This is a genomic window from Pseudoalteromonas luteoviolacea, from assembly GCF_001750165.1.
Taxonomy (GTDB): Bacteria; Pseudomonadota; Gammaproteobacteria; order Enterobacterales; family Alteromonadaceae; genus Pseudoalteromonas; species Pseudoalteromonas luteoviolacea_G.
In genome coordinates, this window is sequence record NZ_CP015412.1 from 133,541 (window position 1) to 156,297 (window position 22,757).

Annotated in this window: 17 protein-coding genes; 14 read left to right on the forward strand and 3 right to left on the reverse strand. The window is 41.2% G+C overall.

The annotated features are described in order from the left end of the window. The first annotated feature begins 641 nt into the window (after positions 1-641). The 9 genes from S4054249_RS21350 (at position 642) to S4054249_RS21390 (ending at position 13,008) form a co-directional block, all read left to right on the forward strand. A complete protein-coding gene (locus tag S4054249_RS21350) occupies positions 642-1,688 on the forward strand; it encodes a tetratricopeptide repeat protein (protein WP_046357398.1) in 1,047 nt (348 codons plus the stop codon). 74 nt (positions 1,689-1,762) lie between these two features. Beyond that, a complete protein-coding gene (locus S4054249_RS21355; RefSeq protein ID WP_046357399.1) occupies positions 1,763-3,649 on the forward strand; it encodes a M6 family metalloprotease domain-containing protein in 1,887 nt (628 codons plus the stop codon). Between the two features lie 303 nt (positions 3,650-3,952). After that, positions 3,953-4,966 (forward strand): SDR family oxidoreductase, encoded by a 1,014-nt coding sequence (locus S4054249_RS21360; protein WP_046357400.1) that lies wholly within the window; start codon positions 3,953-3,955, stop codon positions 4,964-4,966. Between the two features lies 1 nt (position 4,967). Next, the gene (locus S4054249_RS21365) at positions 4,968-6,191 is read left to right on the forward strand and encodes an aspartate aminotransferase family protein (protein ID WP_052961068.1); all 1,224 of its coding nucleotides are present in this window, start codon (positions 4,968-4,970) and stop codon (positions 6,189-6,191) included. Positions 6,192-6,200: 9 nt separating this feature from the next. Further along, positions 6,201-6,647 carry a type II toxin-antitoxin system RatA family toxin gene (locus tag S4054249_RS21370; RefSeq protein WP_046357402.1) on the forward strand — a complete coding sequence of 149 codons (447 nt, stop codon included), beginning with the start codon at positions 6,201-6,203 and terminating at the stop codon, positions 6,645-6,647. Further along, positions 6,644-7,759, forward strand: coding sequence for an acyl-CoA dehydrogenase family protein (locus S4054249_RS21375; RefSeq protein ID WP_052961069.1), 1,116 nt, complete (start codon positions 6,644-6,646; stop codon positions 7,757-7,759). Before S4054249_RS21370 ends, S4054249_RS21375 begins: the two co-directional genes overlap by 4 nt. Continuing rightward, positions 7,759-8,613: a formyltransferase family protein gene (locus S4054249_RS21380; RefSeq protein WP_046357403.1), complete on the forward strand. Its 855-nt coding sequence runs from the start codon at positions 7,759-7,761 to the stop codon at positions 8,611-8,613. The genes S4054249_RS21375 and S4054249_RS21380 overlap by 1 nt, the downstream gene beginning before the upstream one ends. Positions 8,614-8,848: 235 nt before the next feature. Beyond that, a complete protein-coding gene (locus S4054249_RS21385; RefSeq protein WP_046357404.1) occupies positions 8,849-9,916 on the forward strand; it encodes an efflux RND transporter periplasmic adaptor subunit in 1,068 nt (355 codons plus the stop codon). Continuing rightward, positions 9,913-13,008: an efflux RND transporter permease subunit gene (locus tag S4054249_RS21390; protein WP_046357405.1), complete on the forward strand. Its 3,096-nt coding sequence runs from the start codon at positions 9,913-9,915 to the stop codon at positions 13,006-13,008. The genes S4054249_RS21385 and S4054249_RS21390 overlap by 4 nt, the downstream gene beginning before the upstream one ends. Positions 13,009-13,220: 212 nt before the next feature. Here S4054249_RS21390 and S4054249_RS27245 read toward each other — a convergent pair whose 3' ends face one another. Further along, on the reverse strand, positions 13,221-13,625 hold the full coding sequence (locus S4054249_RS27245; RefSeq protein ID WP_249023405.1) for a helix-turn-helix domain-containing protein: 405 nt from the start codon (positions 13,623-13,625) through the stop codon (positions 13,221-13,223). 468 nt (positions 13,626-14,093) lie between these two features. On the opposite strand from S4054249_RS27245, the gene S4054249_RS26395 reads away from it, so the two are divergent. The 3 genes from S4054249_RS26395 to S4054249_RS21410 all read left to right on the forward strand — a co-directional run bounded on the left by S4054249_RS26395 (position 14,094) and on the right by S4054249_RS21410 (position 16,213). Next, entirely contained in the window at positions 14,094-14,444 is a 351-nt protein-coding gene (locus S4054249_RS26395) for a hypothetical protein (RefSeq protein ID WP_145925106.1), read from the forward strand. Positions 14,445-14,871: 427 nt separating this feature from the next. Then, positions 14,872-15,441: a hypothetical protein gene (locus S4054249_RS21405; RefSeq protein WP_046357407.1), complete on the forward strand. Its 570-nt coding sequence runs from the start codon at positions 14,872-14,874 to the stop codon at positions 15,439-15,441. Between the two features lie 187 nt (positions 15,442-15,628). Further along, on the forward strand, positions 15,629-16,213 hold the full coding sequence (locus S4054249_RS21410) for a hypothetical protein (RefSeq protein WP_046357408.1): 585 nt from the start codon (positions 15,629-15,631) through the stop codon (positions 16,211-16,213). A 13-nt stretch (positions 16,214-16,226) separates the two neighbouring features. Here the strand turns inward: S4054249_RS21410 and S4054249_RS21415 are convergent, their stop codons facing one another. Further along, positions 16,227-16,784 (reverse strand): heme NO-binding domain-containing protein, encoded by a 558-nt coding sequence (locus tag S4054249_RS21415; RefSeq protein ID WP_046357409.1) that lies wholly within the window; start codon positions 16,782-16,784, stop codon positions 16,227-16,229. Beyond that, positions 16,784-17,728, reverse strand: coding sequence for a sensor histidine kinase (locus tag S4054249_RS21420; RefSeq protein ID WP_052961070.1), 945 nt, complete (start codon positions 17,726-17,728; stop codon positions 16,784-16,786). The genes S4054249_RS21415 and S4054249_RS21420 overlap by 1 nt, the downstream gene beginning before the upstream one ends. 418 nt (positions 17,729-18,146) lie before the next feature. Here S4054249_RS21420 and S4054249_RS21430 point away from each other — a divergent pair, with 418 nt between their 5' ends. Continuing rightward, positions 18,147-19,649, forward strand: a complete 1,503-nt coding sequence (locus S4054249_RS21430) for a calcium-binding protein (RefSeq protein ID WP_046357411.1) — start codon at positions 18,147-18,149, stop codon at positions 19,647-19,649. 2,501 nt (positions 19,650-22,150) lie between these two features. After that, positions 22,151-22,753 carry a class I SAM-dependent methyltransferase gene (locus S4054249_RS21435; protein WP_046354163.1) on the forward strand — a complete coding sequence of 201 codons (603 nt, stop codon included), beginning with the start codon at positions 22,151-22,153 and terminating at the stop codon, positions 22,751-22,753. The last annotated feature ends 4 nt before the right edge of the window (positions 22,754-22,757 follow it).

Consider the following 22,757-nt stretch of genomic DNA (forward strand, 5'->3'; position numbering starts at 1 on the left):
AAATTATTATAACAAATTGATACGCAGGAAGGGGAGTTAAGGTTATAAAACAATAAAAAAAAAGGCAGGCAAACGCCTGCCCAATCTCCAATAGCAATAAACTTTGCCAAGGAAATACCCAATAAACCAACATCCTTATCAGTAAGCTCTACTTCTCGGGAGTTCTAGGAGTCACTTAAAAGGTGGTGTCTCCAAAGGAACAACTTAATCCTACATGGATGTTTTTAAAATGTAAACTGTTTTAAGGTAAAAAATTGTGAATGTATACATTTTGTGTTTTTTGTTCTTTTTTGTTGTATTTTTATGCGTTTTTTCATATGGGTTTAAAAAACCTATTATTTACAGTGTTATAAAACTAGTTTAGAGAAGATTGTTAAAGTCGGTACATTTATTGGGTACTTAATTAAATTTCCAAGGTGTTGAAAAATATAACTTAAATTTTATGTGTTCTATTTTGGGTTATATAAATTATTTTATTTTGTTAAATAATTGTTTTTTTGCCACTGTGGCTGCGGCCAAGTTAACCGCAAAAAATGCCAGTTAGTTTGATTGTGGGTAAGAGTAGAAATTCTATGACCTAGCTTGGTTTTCACTATGTTCTATACCATGCTTAAAAAAGAGCATGAAAGAATACTGACACTATGTTTATCGCATTTTGGTTATCTGTGGTTGTTGTGATGTCGCCGAGCGAAATGTTCATGACCCTCAATAAATTAAAAGAACTTAACAGTAAAAACCCACAACAGGCTGCACAGGTTTTTCGCTCTGTTCGTTCTAGGTTACCTAAAAAGCCAAGTCGGGGTTTACTTGAGCTATATTTGGTCGGTCTAGAATCTGGCGTGAGAGTAAATGATGCTGAGGTGGTTCAGCATATTGTGTCGATACTTGAAGGAGAAAGCTGGCGTGGCACTGCAGAAGGCGCAGAGCTTGACATTGCGACAGCCGTAGCCATTTACCATCGACGAATAAACGATTACGAGTATGCTGAAACATTAAATGAGTGTGCTATTTCTTATGCAGCTGATCCGAAAGAGTTTGCAAGAGTCGCCAACAATATGGCTGTTGTGTATCGGCACAATGGTCAACCTAAAAAAGCACAAAATATATTAAAAGAGTCTTTGATGTTGGCTGAGGATAGAGAGGTTATTGCAAACATCAAAAACAACTTGGGTAACATATATTTTGATCAAGAAAAATATCGTCATGCTCAATTGATGTATATTCGGGCCTTTCGTTTTCACTCTGAAGTGGGGCAGGCAGGTTATGCTGCGGGTACGGGACTTAATTTATTAAATACACAGATATTTTTAGGTGATTGGCCAAGTTTTGAACGCTATCAAGCGTCAGTTGCACTAGAGGTTAAGCACAGCGGACAAAATATTTTTAGGTTGTTTTATATGTGGCAAAAGTACCTCAATGATCACGTTAACAACCACACTCCATTAGATGATGACAGAGTTGCGTCGTTAATTGAATCAATACCAATATTGCTAAAGAGTGAGTTAGGGCCGTCACTTTCGCACTATTCGGGTCTTTTCAAAAATGTAGAATTGCAAAGTAAGCTTGAAGAACAAGTTATTAAAACACCAGATATCAAACATATAAACAAACCAAATGGCGTTAGGATTAAGCTAGAAAGGCTCTGTACGACCAGAATAATTGCAAAAAAATACTTTTCCAATCGTTAATATAGTTTGAAAATGGTTAAAAAAAGGTCAATAATCTAGTTTCCTAAATCGGAAAACATGTAAAGGAAACTATAATGAAGTTAGTAAAATCTTTGGCGGCTGTCTCTGCGCTTATGATCCCCACGCTTTCACTTGCGTCAATTCCTTATCAAAATGAGGAGTATCAATTCACTCAGCCTAATGGCGAAGTTATTTCAATATTTTTGCACGGGAATACGTATTACGCAGAACAGAGAACCCGCGATGGTAGGTTAGTCATATTTGATGAGCGCAAAGGCGGTATGGTCTACGCATCTGTAAATAAATCAGGCACTGATTTTGTATCATCTGGTATTTTGGTATCGCAACAGTCTGGCATGACGCTGAGCACTTCGCAGTTTAATACTGACCATGCAGGTGGGTTATCTGTTGAAGCGATTCAAAACTTAGTTCAGCAAAAGCAAGACGAGTTTCTTCCTGCTTTGGAAAGTCCTTTGCTTTTGAATACGCAAACTGCTGATATAAGTACGCAGGTTGCTGGAAACATAAAAGGGCTGACCATTATCATCGACTTTCCTGATGAAAGAGGCAGTATAACCAAGTCACAGGTAGAGCGATTCCTAAACGATAGAAATTACACCGAATTTGGTAATGCGCAATCTGTACGGGGTTATTTTTTAGAAGTATCAGACAATAAGTTAGACTATACCAATACGGTCACCGCCTACTATACAGCCAAAAAGAATAAGTCGTATTATGCTGACTCTAGTCTGAGCTCCAGTGTACGTTCACAAGAGTTGATAAAAGAGGCGCTAGATTGGTTGGAGTATCAGCAAGGTTTTGATTTTTCGACCTTATCGACCAATAGCAGTAACCAAATTCGTGGCTTAAATATTTTTTACGCCGGTAACTCAGACAGTGCTTGGTCTAAAGGTTTGTGGCCTCATATGGCGAGATTAAGCCCGCGCTTTTGTGCAGACGGAGTGTGCACGGATAGGTACCAGATTACAGATATGAGAGCCAGTTTATCAATAGGCACATTTGTTCATGAATCGGGTCATCTCATCACAAATTGGCCTGATTTATATGACTATGACGGCAGTTCTCATGGATCGGTGGCGAGTTACGGTGTGATGGGGTTTGGCGCTATTGGCACAACCAACAAGTTTAGACCGACTCCACCTGTTGCGCATTTTAGAGCCATCGCTGGTTGGGATACCGTGACTGAATTAAATCCAGCTATTAATGCAAATGCCCCAACAGGATCACTTAGCCATACATCAGGTAGCCACACATCATATAAGTGGACTAACCCAAGCAATCGAAATGAAGCCTTTTATATCGAAGCTATCCATCAGTCAGGTCAAAACACAGAGCAGCCAAGTCAAGGCTTAGCAATTTGGCACGTTGATACGCGTGGCAGTAATTCCAATGAATGGTATCCCTATATTCAGATGGAACATGCAGACGGAAATCGCGATCCTGAAAATAAGCGTAATAGGGGTGATGGTACTGATTTATTTATAGCCAATGGTGAGTTTAGTAACCTATATCCAAACAGTTTATCTTCGAAAGGGACTAATTCTTTGTGGTGGAATGGTGCAGACTCTGGACTGGCTATTTCTGGTATCTCAGCGCCTGCTCAGACTATTTCATTTAATCTTGAGTCAAAAGTTGTAGAGCCACCTAAAGGAGATACATATCGTGGAACCCTAAATGATAAAGGACAACAGATCCAGCCTAATGGCAGTTGGTTCCAATACTCTGGCGGGACGATTAAGCTCGACTTAACTGGTCCGAGTAATGCTGATTTTGATTTGAAGCTAGAGCGCTGGCAAGGCGGTCGTTGGGTCCAAGTGGATATTTCAGAAACGCCAACGTCGGTTGAATCTATTTCTTATACTGCTTCAAGTGGGTATTACCGAATGGTTGTATATTCGTATTCTGGCGCAGGGGATTACACTTTAATTGTAAATAAGTAGTGATTTAACAGAGTAGCTCACAATCACAAGTGGACTGGGTGTTTGACACGAGGTCCACTTTGTAACTTTTACCTACATAATTTTCATATCAATATTTCGTGCACATTTCCTTGATACACCTCAATAAAGCAAGCAAGTAGTCCGCATTTACATTGTGCGATCAATATAAACGAATCTCTCAAGTTAAAATTTAGTAAATTATTTGTTTGATTTGAAATTGAAAATCATTATCATTATTACCTGTAAAGGGGACTTTGCAGTATATAGCGTGCTTTTTACACACAAAATGATTAAGGAGTAATTATGTCTCGTAGATTTTTATTAACTGGCGCGACCGGTGTCGTGGGGCTCTCAATGATAGAGCTGTTATCACCAAATGATGAGATTGTTATTCTAGTAAATCAACGATCTTTTATTGACCTACCTCAAGGGGTAAGTCAACAAATTCAGGGTGATATCCGTAAAGCCAACTTTGGTTTAAATGATGAGCAAGTAGCTCAACTTGAAGGTATTGACTGCATAGTGCACAGTGCGGCATTGACAGACTTTACTGCCGATCCAGATGTGTTAGCTGGAATAAATGTGGCAGGACTAAAACATGCCATACAACTATCAGAGCGTTTAAATGTGCCGCTCATTCATATCAGTACTGCATTTGTGAAAGGTCGAAATGGTCATGATTTTAATAATTATGAGCAAAGTAAGCGCGAAGCAGAGGCCTGCTTAAGCGACAAAATTACCGTTGTACGCCCCTCAGTCATAATTGGTGACAGTACACTTGGGTTGATGCCTAAAAAGCAAGGTTTGCACAATATGCTTAAACTTGCGACTAAGGAAGTGATCCCCATTGTACCAGGAGATGCAAATACACTCGTTGATGTGATCCCGCGCGATATTGTTGCTAAATGTATTCTGACAATTGTAGATAAAAAGCTCTCAGGTGAGTTTTGGTTAACCGCGGGCACTTTGGCTAAGACGTTAGGTGATTTGCTTACACTTGGCGAAGATGATGATATCACATCACGTTACGATGTGCGCTTTAAAGCCCCTAAGTTAATGAGCCCAACCACTTTTGAAAGATTGGTTAAGCCTGTATTTATGCCTGCGTTGCCAAAACGCTTTAAACGTATGTTTGAAGAGACCTCTATTTATTTAAAGTATCTTGATATGTCAGAGGGGTTTCAATCTGATGTTCCTCAACTCGCTGAAGTTGCTGGTGAGTGTTATCAGTTTGACGTTCGCCATACGCTCGCTAAAAATCTGGTTGCCTACGACCATCAGCATCCTTTGATTGCTGAGCTTTCAGGAGCGCAGTGACGTGAGAGAGGAAACACTCGAGCTACTCAAGGCCCATAGTAACCGTTCAAAAGCACGGTTATCTAGCATGATGAATTTACCCATTGAGCACAGTGCTCAAACCGCAGAAATTGTGGATGAGAATGGTAAAACCTACTTAGATTTCGGTGGGTTTGGTGTATTTATTTTAGGTCATAAGCACCCACAAGTCGTGGCTGCGGTAAAGGCTCAACTGGATATTATGCCAATGAGTTCGCGCACGCTGGTGAGCCCCAACCTTGCTACTGCCAGTAAAAAGCTCGTTGATATATGCCCAGATGCAATTCAATATGCTTTTTTTACTAATTCAGGTGCGGAGTCGACAGAGCTGGGCTTGAAGCTTGCCAGAGCCAATGGCTGTAAACATATTATTGCCGTAACTGGCAGTTATCACGGTAAGTCACTAGGTGCTTTATCCGTTACGCATCGTGATGAATTCCGCACGCCATTTACGCCTTTGTTTGATAATGTCGAGTTTGTTGAGCGTAACAATGTTGAGACCTTAAAAGCCGTATTTGCAAGATATAAAGAGCCAGTCGCTTTTATCGCTGAGCCTGTCCAAGGTGAGGGCGGTGTTTACGCCCTGAGCTATGAATTTTTGCATACCGCCAAGCATTTATGCGAGCAGTCAAAGGGACTTTTTATTTGTGATGAGATCCAATCAGGGCTGGCACGCACTGGCACCATGTGGGCAATCGATAAGCATAACATTGTCCCTGATGTGATGTTAGTCGGAAAAGGGCTCAGTGGTGGCGTAATACCCTGTGCCGCGGTGGTTGCAACTGAAGCGGCATTTGCACCTTTAAACACTGACTTTATGTTGCATTCGAGCACATTTGGCGGCTCGCCTATTGCACTGAGTGCCGCTGAAGCGACCATAGATATTTTAACATCACAAAATATAGCTGAACGTGCAGCCTATCTAGGCAAAGAGATTGTTGGCAAATTGAATGAGATTGTCAAAACACACAATGAAGGGGCACCTCAGCCAATTATCATACGTGGCGAGGGCCTGTTGATCGGCATTGACGTTGGTACACCAGCTCGGGCAGGTCAGTTGACTTTGTCGTTATTAAATCAACAAATCCTTACCAGCCATTCACTCAGTAATGCGTCAACTGTGCGATTAACACCGAGTGCCTTTTTAACTGATGACCAGTTAGCACAGTTATATACCGCGTTTGAAAACGCAATAGACAAGATTTAAGGAAATACCATGAGAGACGTAAAATATACCCAAACAGTTAGTGCTTCTGCAGAGCAAGCATTTGAAAAAATTGCTGATTTCAAGTCGTTCGAAAGTCACTGTCAGGCTGTGATTGCAGTCGATGTCACTGAAATTAACGAACGTGAGTCAGAGTCAACATGGTTGGTCCATTTTCATGATGGCAAAATGTCTTGGCGTGAGCGTGATATTTTCAACAAAGAGGCCCTCAAAATTGAATTTACGCAAATTGAAGGTGATGCAGATATTTTCGAGGGAGTTTGGGTCATTGAGTCTGTGTCAGACAATGAATGTACGGTGACATTTGATGCGTGTTTTTGCATGGGGATCCCGACACTTGCCGATATTCTAGAGCCAATTGCCGAGTCTGCGATTAAGCAAAATGTTGAACAGATGCTAAATGAATTATTTGTATCTCAGCAAGAGGCTGTTGCATGAGCACATTTCAAAAAGCGCAGCATTTGCTGCGCGGCACCTTACCCGAGTTAGCGCAGTATCTTAAAGAGACGTCTTTTGATGAACTAGAAAGCGAGCAAAGCCAAGCTATCACTATTTTTCGAGATACGGGTGGCGCCCCGACTTTAGTGAAGCAAAAGTATGGAGGCAAAGGCTTGAATGCGTGGCAGGCCGTACAATTGCAAATGGCCATAGGTGCAGCGTCACCGTCATTGGCTATCGCTGTTGGCATGCATCAGTTTTCTATTGCAACCTTGCAAGAAATGGCAAAAGTCGGAAATGGTCTTGAGTCTCTGATGTTAGAGGGGATTTCGCGCTCAAACTTACTTGTTTCTTCTGCATTTAGTGAAGGGCAAATTGGTAAAAGTATTTTAAAGAGCTCAATCATCGCTAAAGAAGTCGACAAAGGCTACGTCATATCAGGTGTGAAGAAACCATGCAGCTTAGCGCATTGCATGGATTTGTTGACGGCCAGTGTTCAAGTAGAGCCCAAAGATGGTGAGCCTTACTTTGCGGTCGCAATGATCCATAAAGCATGCGAGGGCATTACGGTTGAAAAATTCTGGCAAGCGCCGTTTTTGCAAGCGAGTCAAAGCGAAGCTGTGGTGCTAGAAAACGTATTTGTACCAAAATCAATGCTGGTCAATGTCGATGAGAAGTCTGCATACCAGTCTCATGTTGCAGGCTTTGTCTGGTTTGAATTAATTACTTGCGCATCTTATCTGGGTATGGTGAGTGGTCTTGTAGCGCAGGCATGTGAATTGGGTAGGTTGCAAGGTGCGGATAAAGCACAAGTACATGTTCAATTAGAGGCGTGCGCATTGTCACTTAAAGCCATCGCAGGCGACATGGAGAGCCAAACTCAAGACACGTTGGCACAAGTATTAAGTGTGCGCTATCACTTGCAAGAAGTGCTTGCAGAGGTCACTCAAAGTACCTTGAGCTTGGTTGGAGGAATTAATTACATTAACAATGGATATTTTGCAACGATTGCACAGGTCATCCATGCGTTTAATTTTCATCCACCAGCAAAGCATGCAATGTATGCACCGCTGAACAACTATTTTGATGGACAAGAGCTGGAGATGGTGTAATGCGTGTAGCGCTGTGCAATATTGAAAACTTGGCGACACAGCCAGCTATCCTGCAGGTTTTAGAGGCGCACAAGGATGAGATCAAGTTGGTTATCACCAGTGACCCTTATTCAAAGAAAAATGGCGGTTTTATAGCTCAAGCGTATAAAAATATGCGTTTTAGAGGATATGGTTTTACAGAGTATCTGTTTGCAAAAATGGTATTTTTATCTGTGATCCGGCCTCTTTTAAAACTGATAGGTATGGATGTGCTGCCCAGTATTGAACAGCGCTGCAATGAACTTGGTATTACTTATATCAAAGTGGAAGACATAAATGATGCTTCAGTCGTTCAGTTGCTAAAAGATCAGCAAATCGACCTATTGAGTATTTATTACTTTGATCAAATTTTACATGATGAAATCATAGATGTTCCTAGCAATGGCGTTGTTAACTTTCATCCAGCTTATTTGCCAAAATGTCGGGGCTTATTCCCAATCATGTTTAGCTACCTCTACAACGAGCAAAACTACGGGATTTCGGCACATTGGGTTGAAAATAAAGAAATTGACTCGGGACCTGTCATTGCTCAAAGTGCGATTAAGGTGAGTAATGCAAAGTGCTTATTGGAAATTGATAGGAAAGTGAGTAACCATTTTCCAGCTTTGTATACGCAAGTGCTAGAAATTTTGCAAAACCAACAGGTCAATGCATCAGTTCAAGCACAACAGAGCAGCTATTATTCTTATCCACAAAAAGCACAGCTGCGCGAGTTAAATGAAACGCTGCCGCTCATTAATTGGTGTTGGGTACTTCGCGCATTAGGAACTAAAAGCACACACTACGTGGATAAACAAGTATCAAAGCCAAATTAATAATGAAATATCATCAGTACATCTAGTATAAAAATCAAACAGGGGTACAATGAGGGTTGGTTTAGTCTATTTATTCTAATTTTGGTTGTGCCACATATTTTTTGAGCGGGTTTTATATCCCGCTCTATGTATTTAAAAGCTTTATACTGGAGTTTGACATGTTTTTGACACAATGCACTAAACTCAAGGCTGATTCGGCAAGTATAAAAAGTAAAGTAATTCGCAAGGATCTATTATGAGAGTTTTATGGAGCTTAATGTTGTTAGTGAACACGCATTTGGCATTGGCTACAGATGAAGTGCAGAGTAAAGGCCTGCCTGTAGCGGCCTATAGTGTTCAGCAAGCGACGGGGTTTTATCAATTTCGTCAAGTAACAGGGCAAGTTGTCAAACACCAAGAAGCAGAAATTGGTTTTGAGTTTAGTGGTGTATTAGAGTCCCTTTACGCTGACCAAGGTGATGCGGTTAAAAAAGGCCAGTTGTTAGCGAAACAAGATACTCAGCTCCTCGAAATTGAAAAACTCGAATTATTAGCAAATCTAGACAAAGTAAAAGCGCAATTGAAACTTGCTGAGCAAGACAGTGAACGTTTATTGAAGTTAAGTAAGTCGAATTATTCAGCACAGCAGCAGTTAGATCAAAATCGTTCGCAAATTTCGGTGTTGAAAGCCGAGCTTCAAGTACTGAATGTAAAGTTACAAGGCATGGACGTGAGACTGGGCAAAGCAAATCTTAAAGCGCCTTTTGATGGTGTAATCGCTGCACGTGAAGTATCAATTGGGGAAGTTGTAGGGCCTGGTAAAGTGGCATTGCGTGTGCTTGAACAAGGTAACTCAGAAATACGCATCGGTGTGCCTCAAGGCTTATTATCTGACATTCAAAATACCATGCCAATTACGGTTGGAGGTACCGTTTATCAGGCTCAAAAGCGCTCTGATGGGACCAACCTAGACCCCGTCTCTCGTACAGTACAGTTGCGATTTTCTCTGCCTGAAGATGCGATGGTTTTTTCCGGCCAAATGGCGGCCATGACGATAGCCAAAAAACAAAAGAAAAAAGGGTATTGGGTTCCAATCAGTGCGCTAACAAATGGTACGCGTGGCACATGGCAAATATACCAAATTGAGCAAGGACATCTTCAACCAACGGCAGTTGAAGTGCTTCATAGCGATGGTCAATATGCTTATATCGATGGTGATTTAGTCAACGGCACTGAGATTTTAGCAAATGGCACCCATAAGGTTGCAGCCAATATTAAAGTCGATATTGTCCAATCTGTTGCCACTCGAGGTGAGCAACAATGATTGCATTTTTGCTGAATAATGCTCGTTTTCAAGTCTTACTGATAGCATTGCTGTTAGTGTCTGGCTTTGCTGCGTTAAGCAGCTTACCTCGTACTGAAGATCCCCGTATTATTAATCGCTTTGCATTCGTAACCACCTACTTACCGGGCGCGTCTGCTGCGCGTGTCGAAGCGCAGGTTACCGAGAAAATAGAGCAAAAATTAAAGCAGCAGTCTGAAATCAAAAACCTCATTGCCATGTCACGAGCGGGGATCAGTGTATTAAGTATCGAACTGGAAGATGCTGTAACAGATAGCACGCCCGTCTGGTCACGGATGAGGGACTTGCTGGCAGATGTGCAAATAGAATTGCCAGAGGATGCATCGTCTCCATTGCTAGAGGATGACAGAGGTTATGCGTATACCAAAATAGTGGCACTGACCATTGAACCAGATGAGACAGAATCTCTGTCTCTACAGCAAGCAAAGCAGGTAGCGGTAAATCGCTATACCAAAGAATTGCGTAATCAGTTGCGTAATCAAAGTGGTGTTGAGGTTGTTCACTTATTTGGTGTTGCCAACGAAGAGGTTAGAGTCACGCTAGACCCTGCAAAACTGAAGTTAGCTGGTCTGTCGTTTGAACAAGTTGCGCTAGCGGTTAAAAATGCAGATGCCAAGGTTTCGGCTGGGATGATCAGCAATTCCCAAATTCAAATGCAGGTTGAGCTTAGCGGCGAGTTTAAGTCGATTAGTCGCATCAAAGCGATCCCCATTCAAAGTGATAGCCGTTATGGCCAAATTCAATTAAGTGACATTGCTAAAGTAGAGCGTATGTTGGTAGAGCCCCAGCAAGAGATTGCTTGGGTTGACGGAATGCCAGGTGCTTACTTGGGTATTCGCATGCTACCTGATGTCCGTATCGATAAATTCTCTAATCAAATAGATGAGCTATTAGAAGCGTTTAAACTCACATTACCCAATAATATTCAATTGCTCAGTTTGTTTGACCAAAAAGGGTATACCGAAGATAGGTTAGGCAGCTTACTGGATAATATTTTACTAGGCTTTGCACTGATCCTTGGCGTGTTGTTTGTCACATTAGGTTTAAGAGCCGCAATTATTGTGGGCTTGGCGCTGCCATTGACGGTGATGTTTACACTCGCTTGCATGAATATCTACGGTTTACCTATTCATCAGATTTCAGTAACGGGTTTGGTCGTTGCGCTGGGTATTATGGTCGACAATGCCATTGTTATTACCGATGCGATTCAACGTTATCGTCAGCAAGGCATGGCGGTACTTAACGCAGTATCAAAAGCGGTCAATCATTTTTGGTTGCCATTATTAAGCTCAACGTTAACCACGATTTTGGCGTTTATGCCCATCGTATTGATGCCAGGACCATCTGGTGAATTTGTGGGTGGGATTGCACTGAGTGTTATTTTTGCATTGGTGGGGTCGTACCTTATTTCACACACGCTTATTGCCGTTTTTGCGGGCAAATATGTCCAACCAGCTGAACAAAAATCAGCTGGTTTTTTGACTCAAGGGATCCGACTGAAAACACTGAGCAATGTATTTGAACAGCTCCTTAGCCGCTCTTTGAAAAGACCTTTAGTGACCGCATTATGTGTCATGGTACTGCCTGTACTTGGTTTTATATCCGCAGGACAGTTAACAGAGCAGTTTTTCCCACCTGCAGACCGTGACATGTTTCATATTGAAGTGCGTTTATCAGACAACGCCAGTATTCACGCCACAAAAGCGCTCGTTAAACGTATGGATGCCCACATTTTAAAGCACGAGGGTATTGAGCGTTTGGACTGGATGGTAGGGCGAAATATCCCCATCTTTTATTACAACCTAATGCAAAGAGATAAGGGGGCGCGAAATTATGCACAAGCCATGGTCAAAGTAACTGACTTTGAGCGTGCAAATACGTTAATTAGAACCTTGCAGGGCGAACTTGATCGCGCTTTCCCAGAAGCACAAACCCTGGTTAGAAAGCTAGAGCAGGGACCGCCTTTCAATGCGCCGATTGAAATTCGAATATTTGGGCCAGATTTAGATAACTTGGCTGAATTAGGTCAGCGCATAAAGCAAACTGTGATAGCGCATCCAGAGGTAACGCATACGCGCACAACGCTGCAATCAGGCGCTGCAAAAGTCGAGCTGTTGGCATATGAGTCACAATTAACTCACGCTGGAGCGCAGGCTCAGCGCGTTGCTGCTCAGCTTCAAGCTCAGTCACAAGGCGTGACGGTTGCCAGTGTTTTAGAAGACACAGAGACTGTACCTGTTAATCTAAGGTTTGATAACCAATATCGTGACGGACTTGATGGGCTTGCTAATGTCGAAGTCATGGGCAGTCAGCCATTGTTGTTATCGGCTTTTGCGACCAGTCGTATTGTGCCGGAGCAAAGCACCATCCACCGACGTAATGGTGAGCGGCTGAATGTTGTTGAAGCATTTTTACTGACTGATGTTTTACCAGCTAAAGTGCTGAAAGATTTGCAAGTTCAATTAGAGAAAGAGCAATTTACATTGCCTGTAGGTTACCGCTTGGAAATTGGTGGTGAGTCTCAGCAGCGAGACCAAGCTGTGGGCAGTTTGTTAGGCAAAGTTGGCGTTATTTTTGTGTTATTGATCACGGTATTGGTGCTTACATTTAACTCGTTTACAACAACTGGGCTGATACTGATCACGGCGTTTCAGTCAGCTATGTTGGGTATTTTAAGTGTCTATATTGCGGGTCACCCATTTGGCTTTACTGTAATAATTGGTTTGCTTGGCTTAATGGGCTTAGCCATTAACGCTGCCATCGTGATTTTATCTGAGCTCAGAGCTAGTGAGGCCAGCACCGTTGAAGAAATTGTAACTGGGGTGATGACCTGTGCTCGGCATATTACATCGACCACAATCACAACTGTCGGTGGTTTTTTACCTCTTATATTAGCTGGCGGTAGCTTTTGGCCGCCATTTGCGATAGCGATTGCGGGCGGAACCGTACTAACCACAGTTTTATCATTCTTCTTTGTACCGAGCTGTTACTGGTTAATGCAAAGAAAAAGCACACCCTCGATTATGGCTAAATTAAAAAGCTTAAGAGTATAGTTATTCGATAATACGCATGGTTATTTTATAATCATGCATCACTTTATTTTATTATAGTGATTTGTCATCTCCATTTTTTTTGCATATTTTGTGATTATTATTGGAAGGTATTAAAGCTTTGCGGCTTTTAATACCTTCCAAGCAAGCAGAGTCACATGGATGTGACTTTTTAACCTGCCAAACTTCCTCCTCACAATTAAGTTTTCAGCACTTTAATTATTAATAAGTTTTTTGGGAGCGTTAAATGCATTTCTCATTAACTCATTAAAATTGCTGCAATCTAAGTGATTTGAATTTGGGCAGCTCGCAACTTTCACCAGTTCTGCTTCAATAGCTTGTAATTGAATGATTTTATTTGAAATATCTTGTGCTTTGTCAAGCAACATCTGTCTGTCAATTTCAATATTTTTACCATTAAAAAATGAGGCAATTTCGTCTAAGGAAAAACCTGCTATTTGGCCAAGAGAAATAATTGAGAGCTGATCGATGATGTCATCCGAATAATATCTTCTCAAACCATGCCTACCAGCTGGTTTTATGAGTCCTTTTGCTTCGTAATACCGCAATGCTGACGCATTAACCCCTGTTTTTTTAGTAACTTGCCCGATATCCAACATATTTAATCCTTAAACAAGTGTGCTGATGGCTTTTGTTACTTTGTCACATAATCTTAAGATTGTTAAGCATTAGATTATCTTTGAGTTAATCGCAGCATAAGCTGATTAAAAACAGTATAAACAAACTAAGCGAAAATCTAGATAAGGTAGGGTAAATACAGTAGAGTATTGCAATAAAGTTAACTATTTAGATATTGTTAATATGCTAAAAAGTTAATGTGCATAATTATAGAGAGCTAATATTTGACATATTCAACTGATTCTGTGCTGTTAAATGTTATTGCTTTTAAAGGGTTTCAAATATCACTGTTCTTTACTCTGCTGTATTTTCTATATGAAGTTAATTGCAATGGTTTTAAGAAACTTTATGATAAAAGATATCAGCTAAAAAGTGACTTTGATAAGCAGTTTGTCTCTTGGTGTATCACGTTCTGCGTTATATCAATTTTGCACTTTACGGATCAACCTGTGAATGACGCGCTTCTCGATGCGGATATTGATCAAACCGTAAGAAGAAGGCTTTTTTATTTCTTGAAAATGTGCTTTAGCTTTACAAGTATTTTGTGCATTTATACCTTACATACTCTGCGCGACTGCCCATTTTCAACGACGGCTAGGTACTGTATTTATGTCATCATTCCAACAATGACCATCAGCTTTATTGAACTTTATTTGAGGGGGTATTTAGACATCAATACGTTCATTCCTGTATATCGTTTTTATGGTGTTTTACATTACGTACTTCTTATGGTGGCGCTTAATGCTTTTCCTTTACACCGTTTGTGGCAGCTACAAAGAATAAGTTTGAAGCGAGCATAAGTGCGTACTTCAATAAGTTCATTGCACTAAATTACTTTGGTTGTTAAATACGGTCGAGTTAGTACATATCTTTTGACCTTGCTGTAAGTTAAGGTATAAACATCATTTTATAATTGAACTGATTACCGAGATGATTTTTGAATTTACTATTTATTCAGTGTTAAATTAAATATTCCAAATGTTTTGACTAAAATACTCAGTTGTATCATTGAAAGGGTTAGTGTATTTTGTGCAGGTTTTTACATTATTTGTATTTTTTCTAAAACGCCGCTTGTCGTTCATCGCGATTATGGACATTAGAAAATGTCAAGTCGGTATGTGTAGCAGGTCAAAGTATATTTAAGAGGTAAGTGTTATGTTATGCGAACAACTTACCTCGTCGAGAGAGTGCATTTTTTAAGCCCAGTGAACCATTGAGAGTATTTTTGTGTCGCTACCAATTGAAATAGCAGAATTGAATACTATTATTTTCAGAGGATATCAAGTTTGTTTAGTACTTGTTTTGATATATTTCGTTGTTACCGCCAAGGGGCAGCGTGTTGCTCGAATTTATGATAAACGGTTTGAGTTAAAAACAGAACAAGAACAGTGTTTTGTATCTTTTTGGATTACATTCTTTTGTCTTTTTATTTATATACTTATAGATGAACAGATCACGAACACAATTATTGCGGCGGATCTTGATTACTTATTGAGAAGAAAGCTTTTTTACTTCTTAAGGATCTGTGCAGTGTTGATGTTCTTAGTGTCTGTCTATTCTCTGCACTCATTAAGGCAGTGTGCTTTTTCACCTGCTACTAGAGTTGCTTTCTACATATCTATACCTGTTGTTTCGATCTTCTTTTTACAACTTATTTTACGTGGATACTTAGAAAATGAAGCGTTAGTGCCTTTGTATCGTTGGCTTGCAATTGTTCAGTGCTCGACGCTGTCTGTCGTTGTGCTGTCAAACCCAGTTAGTGAGATATATCAAATGTACAAAAAGCGAGTTATGTAAATATAAATTAAAACAATGGAGTGTGTAGGGAGTTCGAATTTATAGAACTCGTAGGGTTGTTCTTAAGCTATGTATGAAAGGGTGCTGTTGCTTTGTTTTTTGACATGAGAAACAACGATAGAGCCAAACTTTCTGTGTTTAACGGTATTACATCTAAAGTAGTCATTTACATTCAAAGTGTTCAAAGATGGATCAAATTGTAGATTTTTTGATAGTGTCGGGAGTTCTGTATAAGGGCTTGCAAGCGTCGTTATTTATTGCTTTTTTATACACACTGTACATAACGAATAGGCGAGGTTATGGGTTCTTTTGTGATAGGAGACATAAGCTAGACAATCCCGCTGATAGGGATTTGGTGTCTTGGCATATCACAATTGTGACCTTGTTTGTCATGCAGTTAATCGACCACATACTGCAATATGCAATTGTCGCTTTAGATTTGGATTACGTAGTACGTCGGCGGTTATTTTACTTTTCGAGGTTATTCTCTATCGGTATATTTATCGTGTCTGTTGTGGCATTACACTCTCTTAGAGGCTGTAGTTTTTCTCGATATTCTCGTGCGATAGTTTATGTACTGTTACCGATCTCCACGACGACCTTGATTCAGCTGGTACTGAGAGGTTATTTAGATATAGAGGTGTTTAGACCTTGGCATAGACTCGTGGCTTGCATTAGCCAAGTATTGTATCCAGTTATTATATTTTCTTTCATTGCGACACAACTTCACGCCGACTACAAACAGCGTGTAAATAAAAAGGTGGCACAATAGGTGGCTCATTGTTTTATAGTTCAACGCCATTGGCATAAGCGATGGAGTACTTGGCACAATTGGGATCGCCTTGCCAGTTTAGCTGTTTAGTAACGGTAATTTGTACGCCGTAGTATTCGGCCATACCCGCCAGCACCCCTTCAACTAAGTCAAACATTCTTCGTGATGAAGTGTAAACAAGCTGCGCTTCAAATAAGGACAAAGTGTTGTATTGAAACTTTGGTGGCAGCGCATCTGGGTAGAGCTTTTTCAGTTCGATATGGTGTAAGTCATCCAGCTGTTGCAATACATACGCGGGGTGTGTGTAATCGGTGAAGTGCTTAGGTAGTAACCCCGATAGTCTTGGGTAAAGCCATTTACCAAAACTGAAGTGTGCTTGTGCGAGTGTTATGTCTATCTTTTTAATTACGATATCAACCAGTTCAATAAGGTGCTCGTCAGGGTAATTCTCTGTTCGCACAAAGGCGGTGTTGGTATCAAATGAGCAAGCTTCGAAAGCGTCGTATAACACCTCTTCACCGGCGACTTCAGTGACAAACTCTTCAAGTAACATAAAAATATGGCCTTTCATTATGCAAACTCCGGCTTGAATGGCAGACTAATGGTAAAGCGCGTACCTTTACCTTCTTTACTTTCAACGTCGATTTTGCCTTTGTGTTGCTGAATAATTTTGTAAGAAATCGAGAGGCCCAATCCGGTGCCTTTTCCGACCGGTTTAGTGGTAAAAAATGGGTCAAATATATTACGTAAATTTTGTGCTGAGATCCCCATGCCGTCATCGGCGATAGTGACGTAAATATTACGCTCGTCAAAGCTGCTAGTTATATCAATTTTTCCAAGTTTCTCAATTGCTTGACCGGCATTGATTAATAAGTTTAAAAACACCTGGCACAATTTGTTACCGCTGCATACAAGTTTGGGCAACTTACCCAGCTGGGTGTTTAATGTCGCGTGATGTTTAAAGCTGCTCTGTGCTAAGTTGATGGCTTGATCAAGGACTAGGTTGAGATCTTCAGGCACCATTTCTTCATTGTCGATGTGTGTGTAGTTACGCAGCTCAGTGACGATAGATGCGATTTTATTCAGGCCGCACAAGGATTCATCCATCAAGTCTGGTATATCATCTTGAATAATGGCCACGTCGTAACTTGATTTGAGTGCTAACATTGCTTGCTCATCAGGCGCCATTTTTTCAAGATCGTCCTGATACGCCAGCAAAGTAATGAGATACATTTTAAGCGTCTCAATATTTGACTTGGCATAGCCAGTAGGGGTGTTGAGTTCATGAGCAATACCCGCTGAAAGTTGACCAAGTGATGCCATCTTTTCTTGCTGGATAAGTTGCACCTCTTGCTTTTTGAGCGCCTCAAGAGCTTCACACAGCTCTTCATTGGCTTTATATAAGCTTCGAGCTCTGGACTCGAGTAAGTCTTCTGCGTGTGCTTTACCTGCTAGCGCACGTTGAAGCTTTTTCTCCAGTAGCGCGATGGTTTTACTTGCTTCTAGTGTTGTCATGCAAATCCAATCTAGTCGTTACATTTACTAACATCAAAGCAAGAATAGCTCCAATTTAACTATAAATAGCTATTTTGTAATTTATACGTATAAAAAACAGTAAGTAAGAAAATTTTAGACTCAGTTTAATGGCGAATGTAAAGGCGTTTTTTGCATATTGCAAATACGCCAAAAGGCGAAATTATTTCTCAAAATGCGAAATTTCATGACATAGAGACCGTGAGTCTCAATTTGCGAAAAGCAAAGCTGTTTTGCAAACTGGTATTGGCAAATGCCGCCAAAGTACATACCAATTGCGCCAAGTTGGGTTGGGGAGAGTCATCTTCACTTTTCTTACTTAATTACTTTTTAGCTTCCTCATGAGTGGGCAGATAAAGGATTAAAAATGCCTTCGCATCAATCTTATTGAGGAAATAAAATGATATTTAAAAAAAGTATACTCTGCGTAGCTTTGACGTGTGGTTTATCTAATTATGCGATGGCGGGTTGCAGTGGTTTAGACGATGGAGCATCGGCATACATTGATGGTGAGACGCTTAAGATTATCGGTACCAACAGCAGTGAAAAGTTTACTTTGAGCCTATCTGGTGATGATTTAACAGTCAGTAGAAGAGTAGGCAATAAAACGAGCTGTGATAGGTTTTATCTAAGCCAAATTGATGTGATACAGGCATCGCTGAACAGCGGTAATGATACTTACAATGGTAAAGACATTGCTGTTGTCCAAAAAGTGTATGGTGGTAATGGCAAAGACACGATCACAACGGGTAAAAAAAATGACTACATTCGGGGCGGTAACGACAACGATAAAATATTTGGAAACAGTGGCAATGATTTTATCATTGGGGACCGTGGTAATGACGAAATAGATGGTGGTTACGGTAATGACAGGATCAGCGGCGGTGACGGGCACGATTCACTTTTTGGCTCCTATAACAACGACATAATAACCGGAGAAAATGGCGGCGACCTGATTATGGGCGGACAGGGTTCTGATTCCCTTTATGGCGGTAATGGCAACGACTACATTGGTGGTGGGTGTACACTTGAAAATGCCAATGGCACGAACATTTATGAGCAGTCCGCATGTAACGATGATGATGATCGCGCAGATAAACTGTATGGCGGCGATGGTCACGATGTGCTGAGTGGTGGTGCTGGGAGCGATATCCTTTACGGAGAAGATGGCCATGACTATTTAACGGGTAACGGTGGCCGAGAAGACCGACTTTATGGCGGGGAAGGAGATGATGCGCTGTTCGAAAACGGTGATGGAAACCCAAGCAATCAACGCTGGCACAAAGCATGGGGCAATGGTGGAGATGATATCTTAGTCACTAATGGAGAAAACTCTAACCAAGAAGGTGGCGGTGGTAACGACGTTATAATTGCCCTTTCTAGAAACTATAATGCCAAAATCCATGGTGGTAAAAATGGAGACTACATTTGGACAGGCGACAGTGCACCAGAAGGTACCTGCGGGAAAGGCGATGATAAAGGTATGGCATTGCTTAACAGCTGTGAAGGCACGACATGGGTAAAAGACTACCAAGGCTTGCTTTCTAAAGTCGGTAAGAAAAAGAATTTTGAAAATCCGTATTTTGAAGCTGCTGACGCCGCAGTTGAAATGGACGGTTCTTACACCGGCTTTAATAACGGTTGGCGCAGTTACGATGATAATAAAAAGCCAAGCGCATTGTATGGCATTGTTTCAAGTGCAGTATTTGACCGTTGGTTACGCGATCAATCTACCACACCTTATTCGTACTACCAATGGCAAGTCCCATTTTACGTTAGTAATGGCATTTATGGCTCGTACACTAACTGTTTGAAAAACAACGTTGCATACAGATGTAAAAGGCAGATAGGCCAACATAAAATTTGCTATAACCAGTCTGGCAACACAATCTCATGTGACTAATCTAATTTGGCAATTAGATGTTAAGCCAAAGCCCACATTTGTGGGCTTTTTTGGTGGTAGGTGCGTGTGGCTGTGGTATTGGGGATTAGATTATGGAGCTCTGTTGAGTGTGTGCAGCTATGTATTAACAGGGTTGTATAAAGTAAACGTATTGCGGGGCAAGCCCGCAATGACGGGGGTTTGGAGCGAAAGTCGATTTCAACCCCCGTCATCCTGACGAACGTCAGGATCCATTTTCTGTTCACTCAAAGGGCCGAACATTCAGGTTGATTAAAAGAATGGATTGCGGGGCAAGCCCACAATGACGAGGTTGGGAGCTATATATCTAAAACTTATCACTCAGTTCTAACCCTACGTCATCCTGACGAAGGTCAGGATCCACTTTTTGTTCATTCAAAGGGCCAGCTATTAAGATTGTTTAAAAGAATGGATTGCGGGGCAAGCCCACAATGACGGATGTTTAGATAGAAAGCAGGTTTCAAACAGCGTCATCCTGACGAACGTCAGGATCCATTTTCTGTTCACCCAAATCGCAAATCATTCAGGTTGATTAAAAGACTGGATAACGGGCAAGCTCGCAATGACGAGGTTGGGAGCTATATATGTCTAAAGTTTATCACTCAGTTCTAACCCCAGTCATCCTGACGAACGTCAGGATCCATTTTCTGTTCACCTAAATCGCCAATCATTTAGGTTATTTAAAAGAATGGATTGCGGGGCAAGCCCGCAATGACGAGGTTGGGAGTAATGTATGTCTAAAGTTTATCACTCAGTTCTAACCCCAGTCATCCTGACGAACGTCAGGAACCATGTGTTGTTCATTTAAAAGGGGCAATCATTCAGGTTGCTTAAAAGAATGGATTGCGGGGCAAGCCCACAATGACGGATGTTAAGATTTAAACAGAACCCAAACTGCGTCATCCTGACGAACGTCAGGATCCATTTTCTGTTCACCTAAATCGCCAATCATTTAGGTTATTTAAAAGAATGGATTGCGGGGCAAGCCCGCAATGACGAGGTTGGGAGCTATATATATCTAAAACATATCACTCAGTTCTAACCCTACGTCATCCTGACGAACGTCAGGATCCATTTTCTTTTCATTCAAAGCGCCGACTATTGAGATTGTTTAAAAGAATAGATTGCGGTGCAAGCCCACAATGACGAGGTTGGGAGTTATATATATCTAAAACATATCACTCAGTTCTAACCCTACGTCATCCTGACGAACGTCAGGAACCATGTGTTGTTCATTTAAAAGGGGCAATCATTCAGGGTATTTAAAAGAATAGATTGCGGGGCAAGCCCGCAATGACGGATGTTAAGATTTAAACAGAACCCAAACTGCGTCATCCTGACGAACGTCAGGAACCATTTTCTTTTCATTCAAAGCGCCGACTATTGAGATTGTTTAAAAGACTGGATAACGGGCAAGCTCGCAATGACGAGGTTGGGAGTTATATATGTCTAAAGTTTATCACTCAGTTCTAACCCCAGTCATCCTGACGAACGTCAGGAACCATGTGTTGTTCATTTAAAAGGGGCAATCATTCAGGTTGCTTAAAAGAATGGATTGCGGGGCCAGCCCGCAATGACGGATGTTTAGATTAAAAGCAGGTTTCAAACCCCGTCATCCTGACGAACGTCAGGAACCATGTGTTGTTCATTTAAAAGGGGCAACCATTCAGGTTGCTCAAAAGAATAGATTGCGGGGCAACCATTCAGGTTGCTCAAAAGAATAGATTGCGGGGCAAGCCCACAATGACGGATGTTTAGATTTAAACAGAACTCAAACTGCGTCATCCTGACGAACGTCAGGATCTATTTCTGTTTACTCAAAGTGCTGACTATTCAAGTTGGTTAAAAGAATGGATTGCGGGGCAAGCCCACAATGACGAGGTTGGGAGCTATATATATCTAAAACATATCACTCAGTTCTAACCCTACGTCATCCTGACGAACGTCAGGAACCATGTGTTGTTCTTTTAAAAGGGGCAACCATTCAGGTTATTTAAAAGAATGGATTGCGGGGCAAGCCCACAATGACGAGGTTGGGAGTTATACATGTCTAAAACTTATCACTCAGTTCTAACCCTACGTCGCTCTGAGCTCTATTCAGGACTTATATCTGTTATTCTCACCCGAAAACTCAACACATCAAACAAACCATAAATGCAAATAACAAAATAGATGTAACCGCATGTAATGGATGTCGACAGAATAAAAAGGTTATATTAAAAAGTTTTCTAAATTTTAAATGCTGCCCCTGTCACATTAAATTCAAAAAAATCCCGAATATCCGAGCTAAAACACTATAAATAGTGTGGGAAATCGTGTTAAATGATGGCAAGCTATAAATTATTTAATACAAAGTTATTTGTTAATAGCAATTAGTTAGAAGTAAGCGGTTAAAGGACTTTTGAATCGCGTATAGCAGGACCTATCAAAGTCAGTCATTGTCTATACGTGCCACCGCAGAGTATTATTTTTTAAGGTGAGCGATGTCCGAGTCTACTTTCCACTATTACAGTCAACATGCCCAAGAATTTGCAGATGCTACTCTGAATGTAGATATGCAGCCACTTTACACGCCTTTTTTACAATCACTGCAAGATAAACCCAATTCGCAGCTGCATATTCTCGATGCAGGATGTGGCAGTGGCCGTGATGCATTGGCATTCAAAAAGCAAGGCTTTCAGGTAAGCGCGATGGATGCTTGCCTTGAGCTTGTTGAAATTGCTGCCAACCTGCTAAACCAACCAGTGCAATATACACGCTTTGAATCATTCAGTCTCATCGAACAGTTCGATGGTATTTGGGCGTGCGCCAGTTTATTGCATGTTGCACATCGCCACTTACCAAGCGTTATGCAAAACCTAGAACAAGCACTCAAGCCCAAGGGGGTCATGTATGCCTCATTTAAACATGGGCAAGGGGAGCGAATGCACGGCGAGCGGCACTTTTCAGATCTCGATGAAAAAGGTCTAGCTCAGTTACTTGAGGCTCTACCTTCACTTGAAGCCATAGAAGTATGGGTGACTGAAGATAGGCGGCCCGGGCGAGAAAACGAACTTTGGTTAAATTGTTTACTTAGGAAGGATTAATTAA

Excerpts from the sequence above, each read along its gene's own strand:
- S4054249_RS21350 (WP_046357398.1), top strand. The coding sequence starts at position 642 with ATGTTTATCGCATTTTGGTTATCTGTGGTTGTTGTGATGTCGCCGAGC.
- S4054249_RS21355 (WP_046357399.1), top strand. The coding sequence starts at position 1,763 with ATGAAGTTAGTAAAATCTTTGGCGGCTGTCTCTGCGCTTATGATCCCC.
- S4054249_RS21360 (WP_046357400.1), top strand. The coding sequence starts at position 3,953 with ATGTCTCGTAGATTTTTATTAACTGGCGCGACCGGTGTCGTGGGGCTC.
- S4054249_RS21370 (WP_046357402.1), top strand. The coding sequence starts at position 6,201 with ATGAGAGACGTAAAATATACCCAAACAGTTAGTGCTTCTGCAGAGCAA.
- S4054249_RS21375 (WP_052961069.1), top strand. The coding sequence starts at position 6,644 with ATGAGCACATTTCAAAAAGCGCAGCATTTGCTGCGCGGCACCTTACCC.
- S4054249_RS21380 (WP_046357403.1), top strand. The coding sequence starts at position 7,759 with ATGCGTGTAGCGCTGTGCAATATTGAAAACTTGGCGACACAGCCAGCT.
- S4054249_RS21385 (WP_046357404.1), top strand. The coding sequence starts at position 8,849 with ATGAGAGTTTTATGGAGCTTAATGTTGTTAGTGAACACGCATTTGGCA.
- S4054249_RS21390 (WP_046357405.1), top strand. The coding sequence starts at position 9,913 with ATGATTGCATTTTTGCTGAATAATGCTCGTTTTCAAGTCTTACTGATA.
- S4054249_RS27245 (WP_249023405.1), bottom strand. The coding sequence starts at position 13,625 with ATGTTGGATATCGGGCAAGTTACTAAAAAAACAGGGGTTAATGCGTCA.
- S4054249_RS21410 (WP_046357408.1), top strand. The coding sequence starts at position 15,629 with ATGGATCAAATTGTAGATTTTTTGATAGTGTCGGGAGTTCTGTATAAG.
- S4054249_RS21415 (WP_046357409.1), bottom strand. The coding sequence starts at position 16,784 with ATGAAAGGCCATATTTTTATGTTACTTGAAGAGTTTGTCACTGAAGTC.
- S4054249_RS21420 (WP_052961070.1), bottom strand. The coding sequence starts at position 17,728 with ATGACAACACTAGAAGCAAGTAAAACCATCGCGCTACTGGAGAAAAAG.
- S4054249_RS21430 (WP_046357411.1), top strand. The coding sequence starts at position 18,147 with ATGATATTTAAAAAAAGTATACTCTGCGTAGCTTTGACGTGTGGTTTA.
- S4054249_RS21435 (WP_046354163.1), top strand. The coding sequence starts at position 22,151 with ATGTCCGAGTCTACTTTCCACTATTACAGTCAACATGCCCAAGAATTT.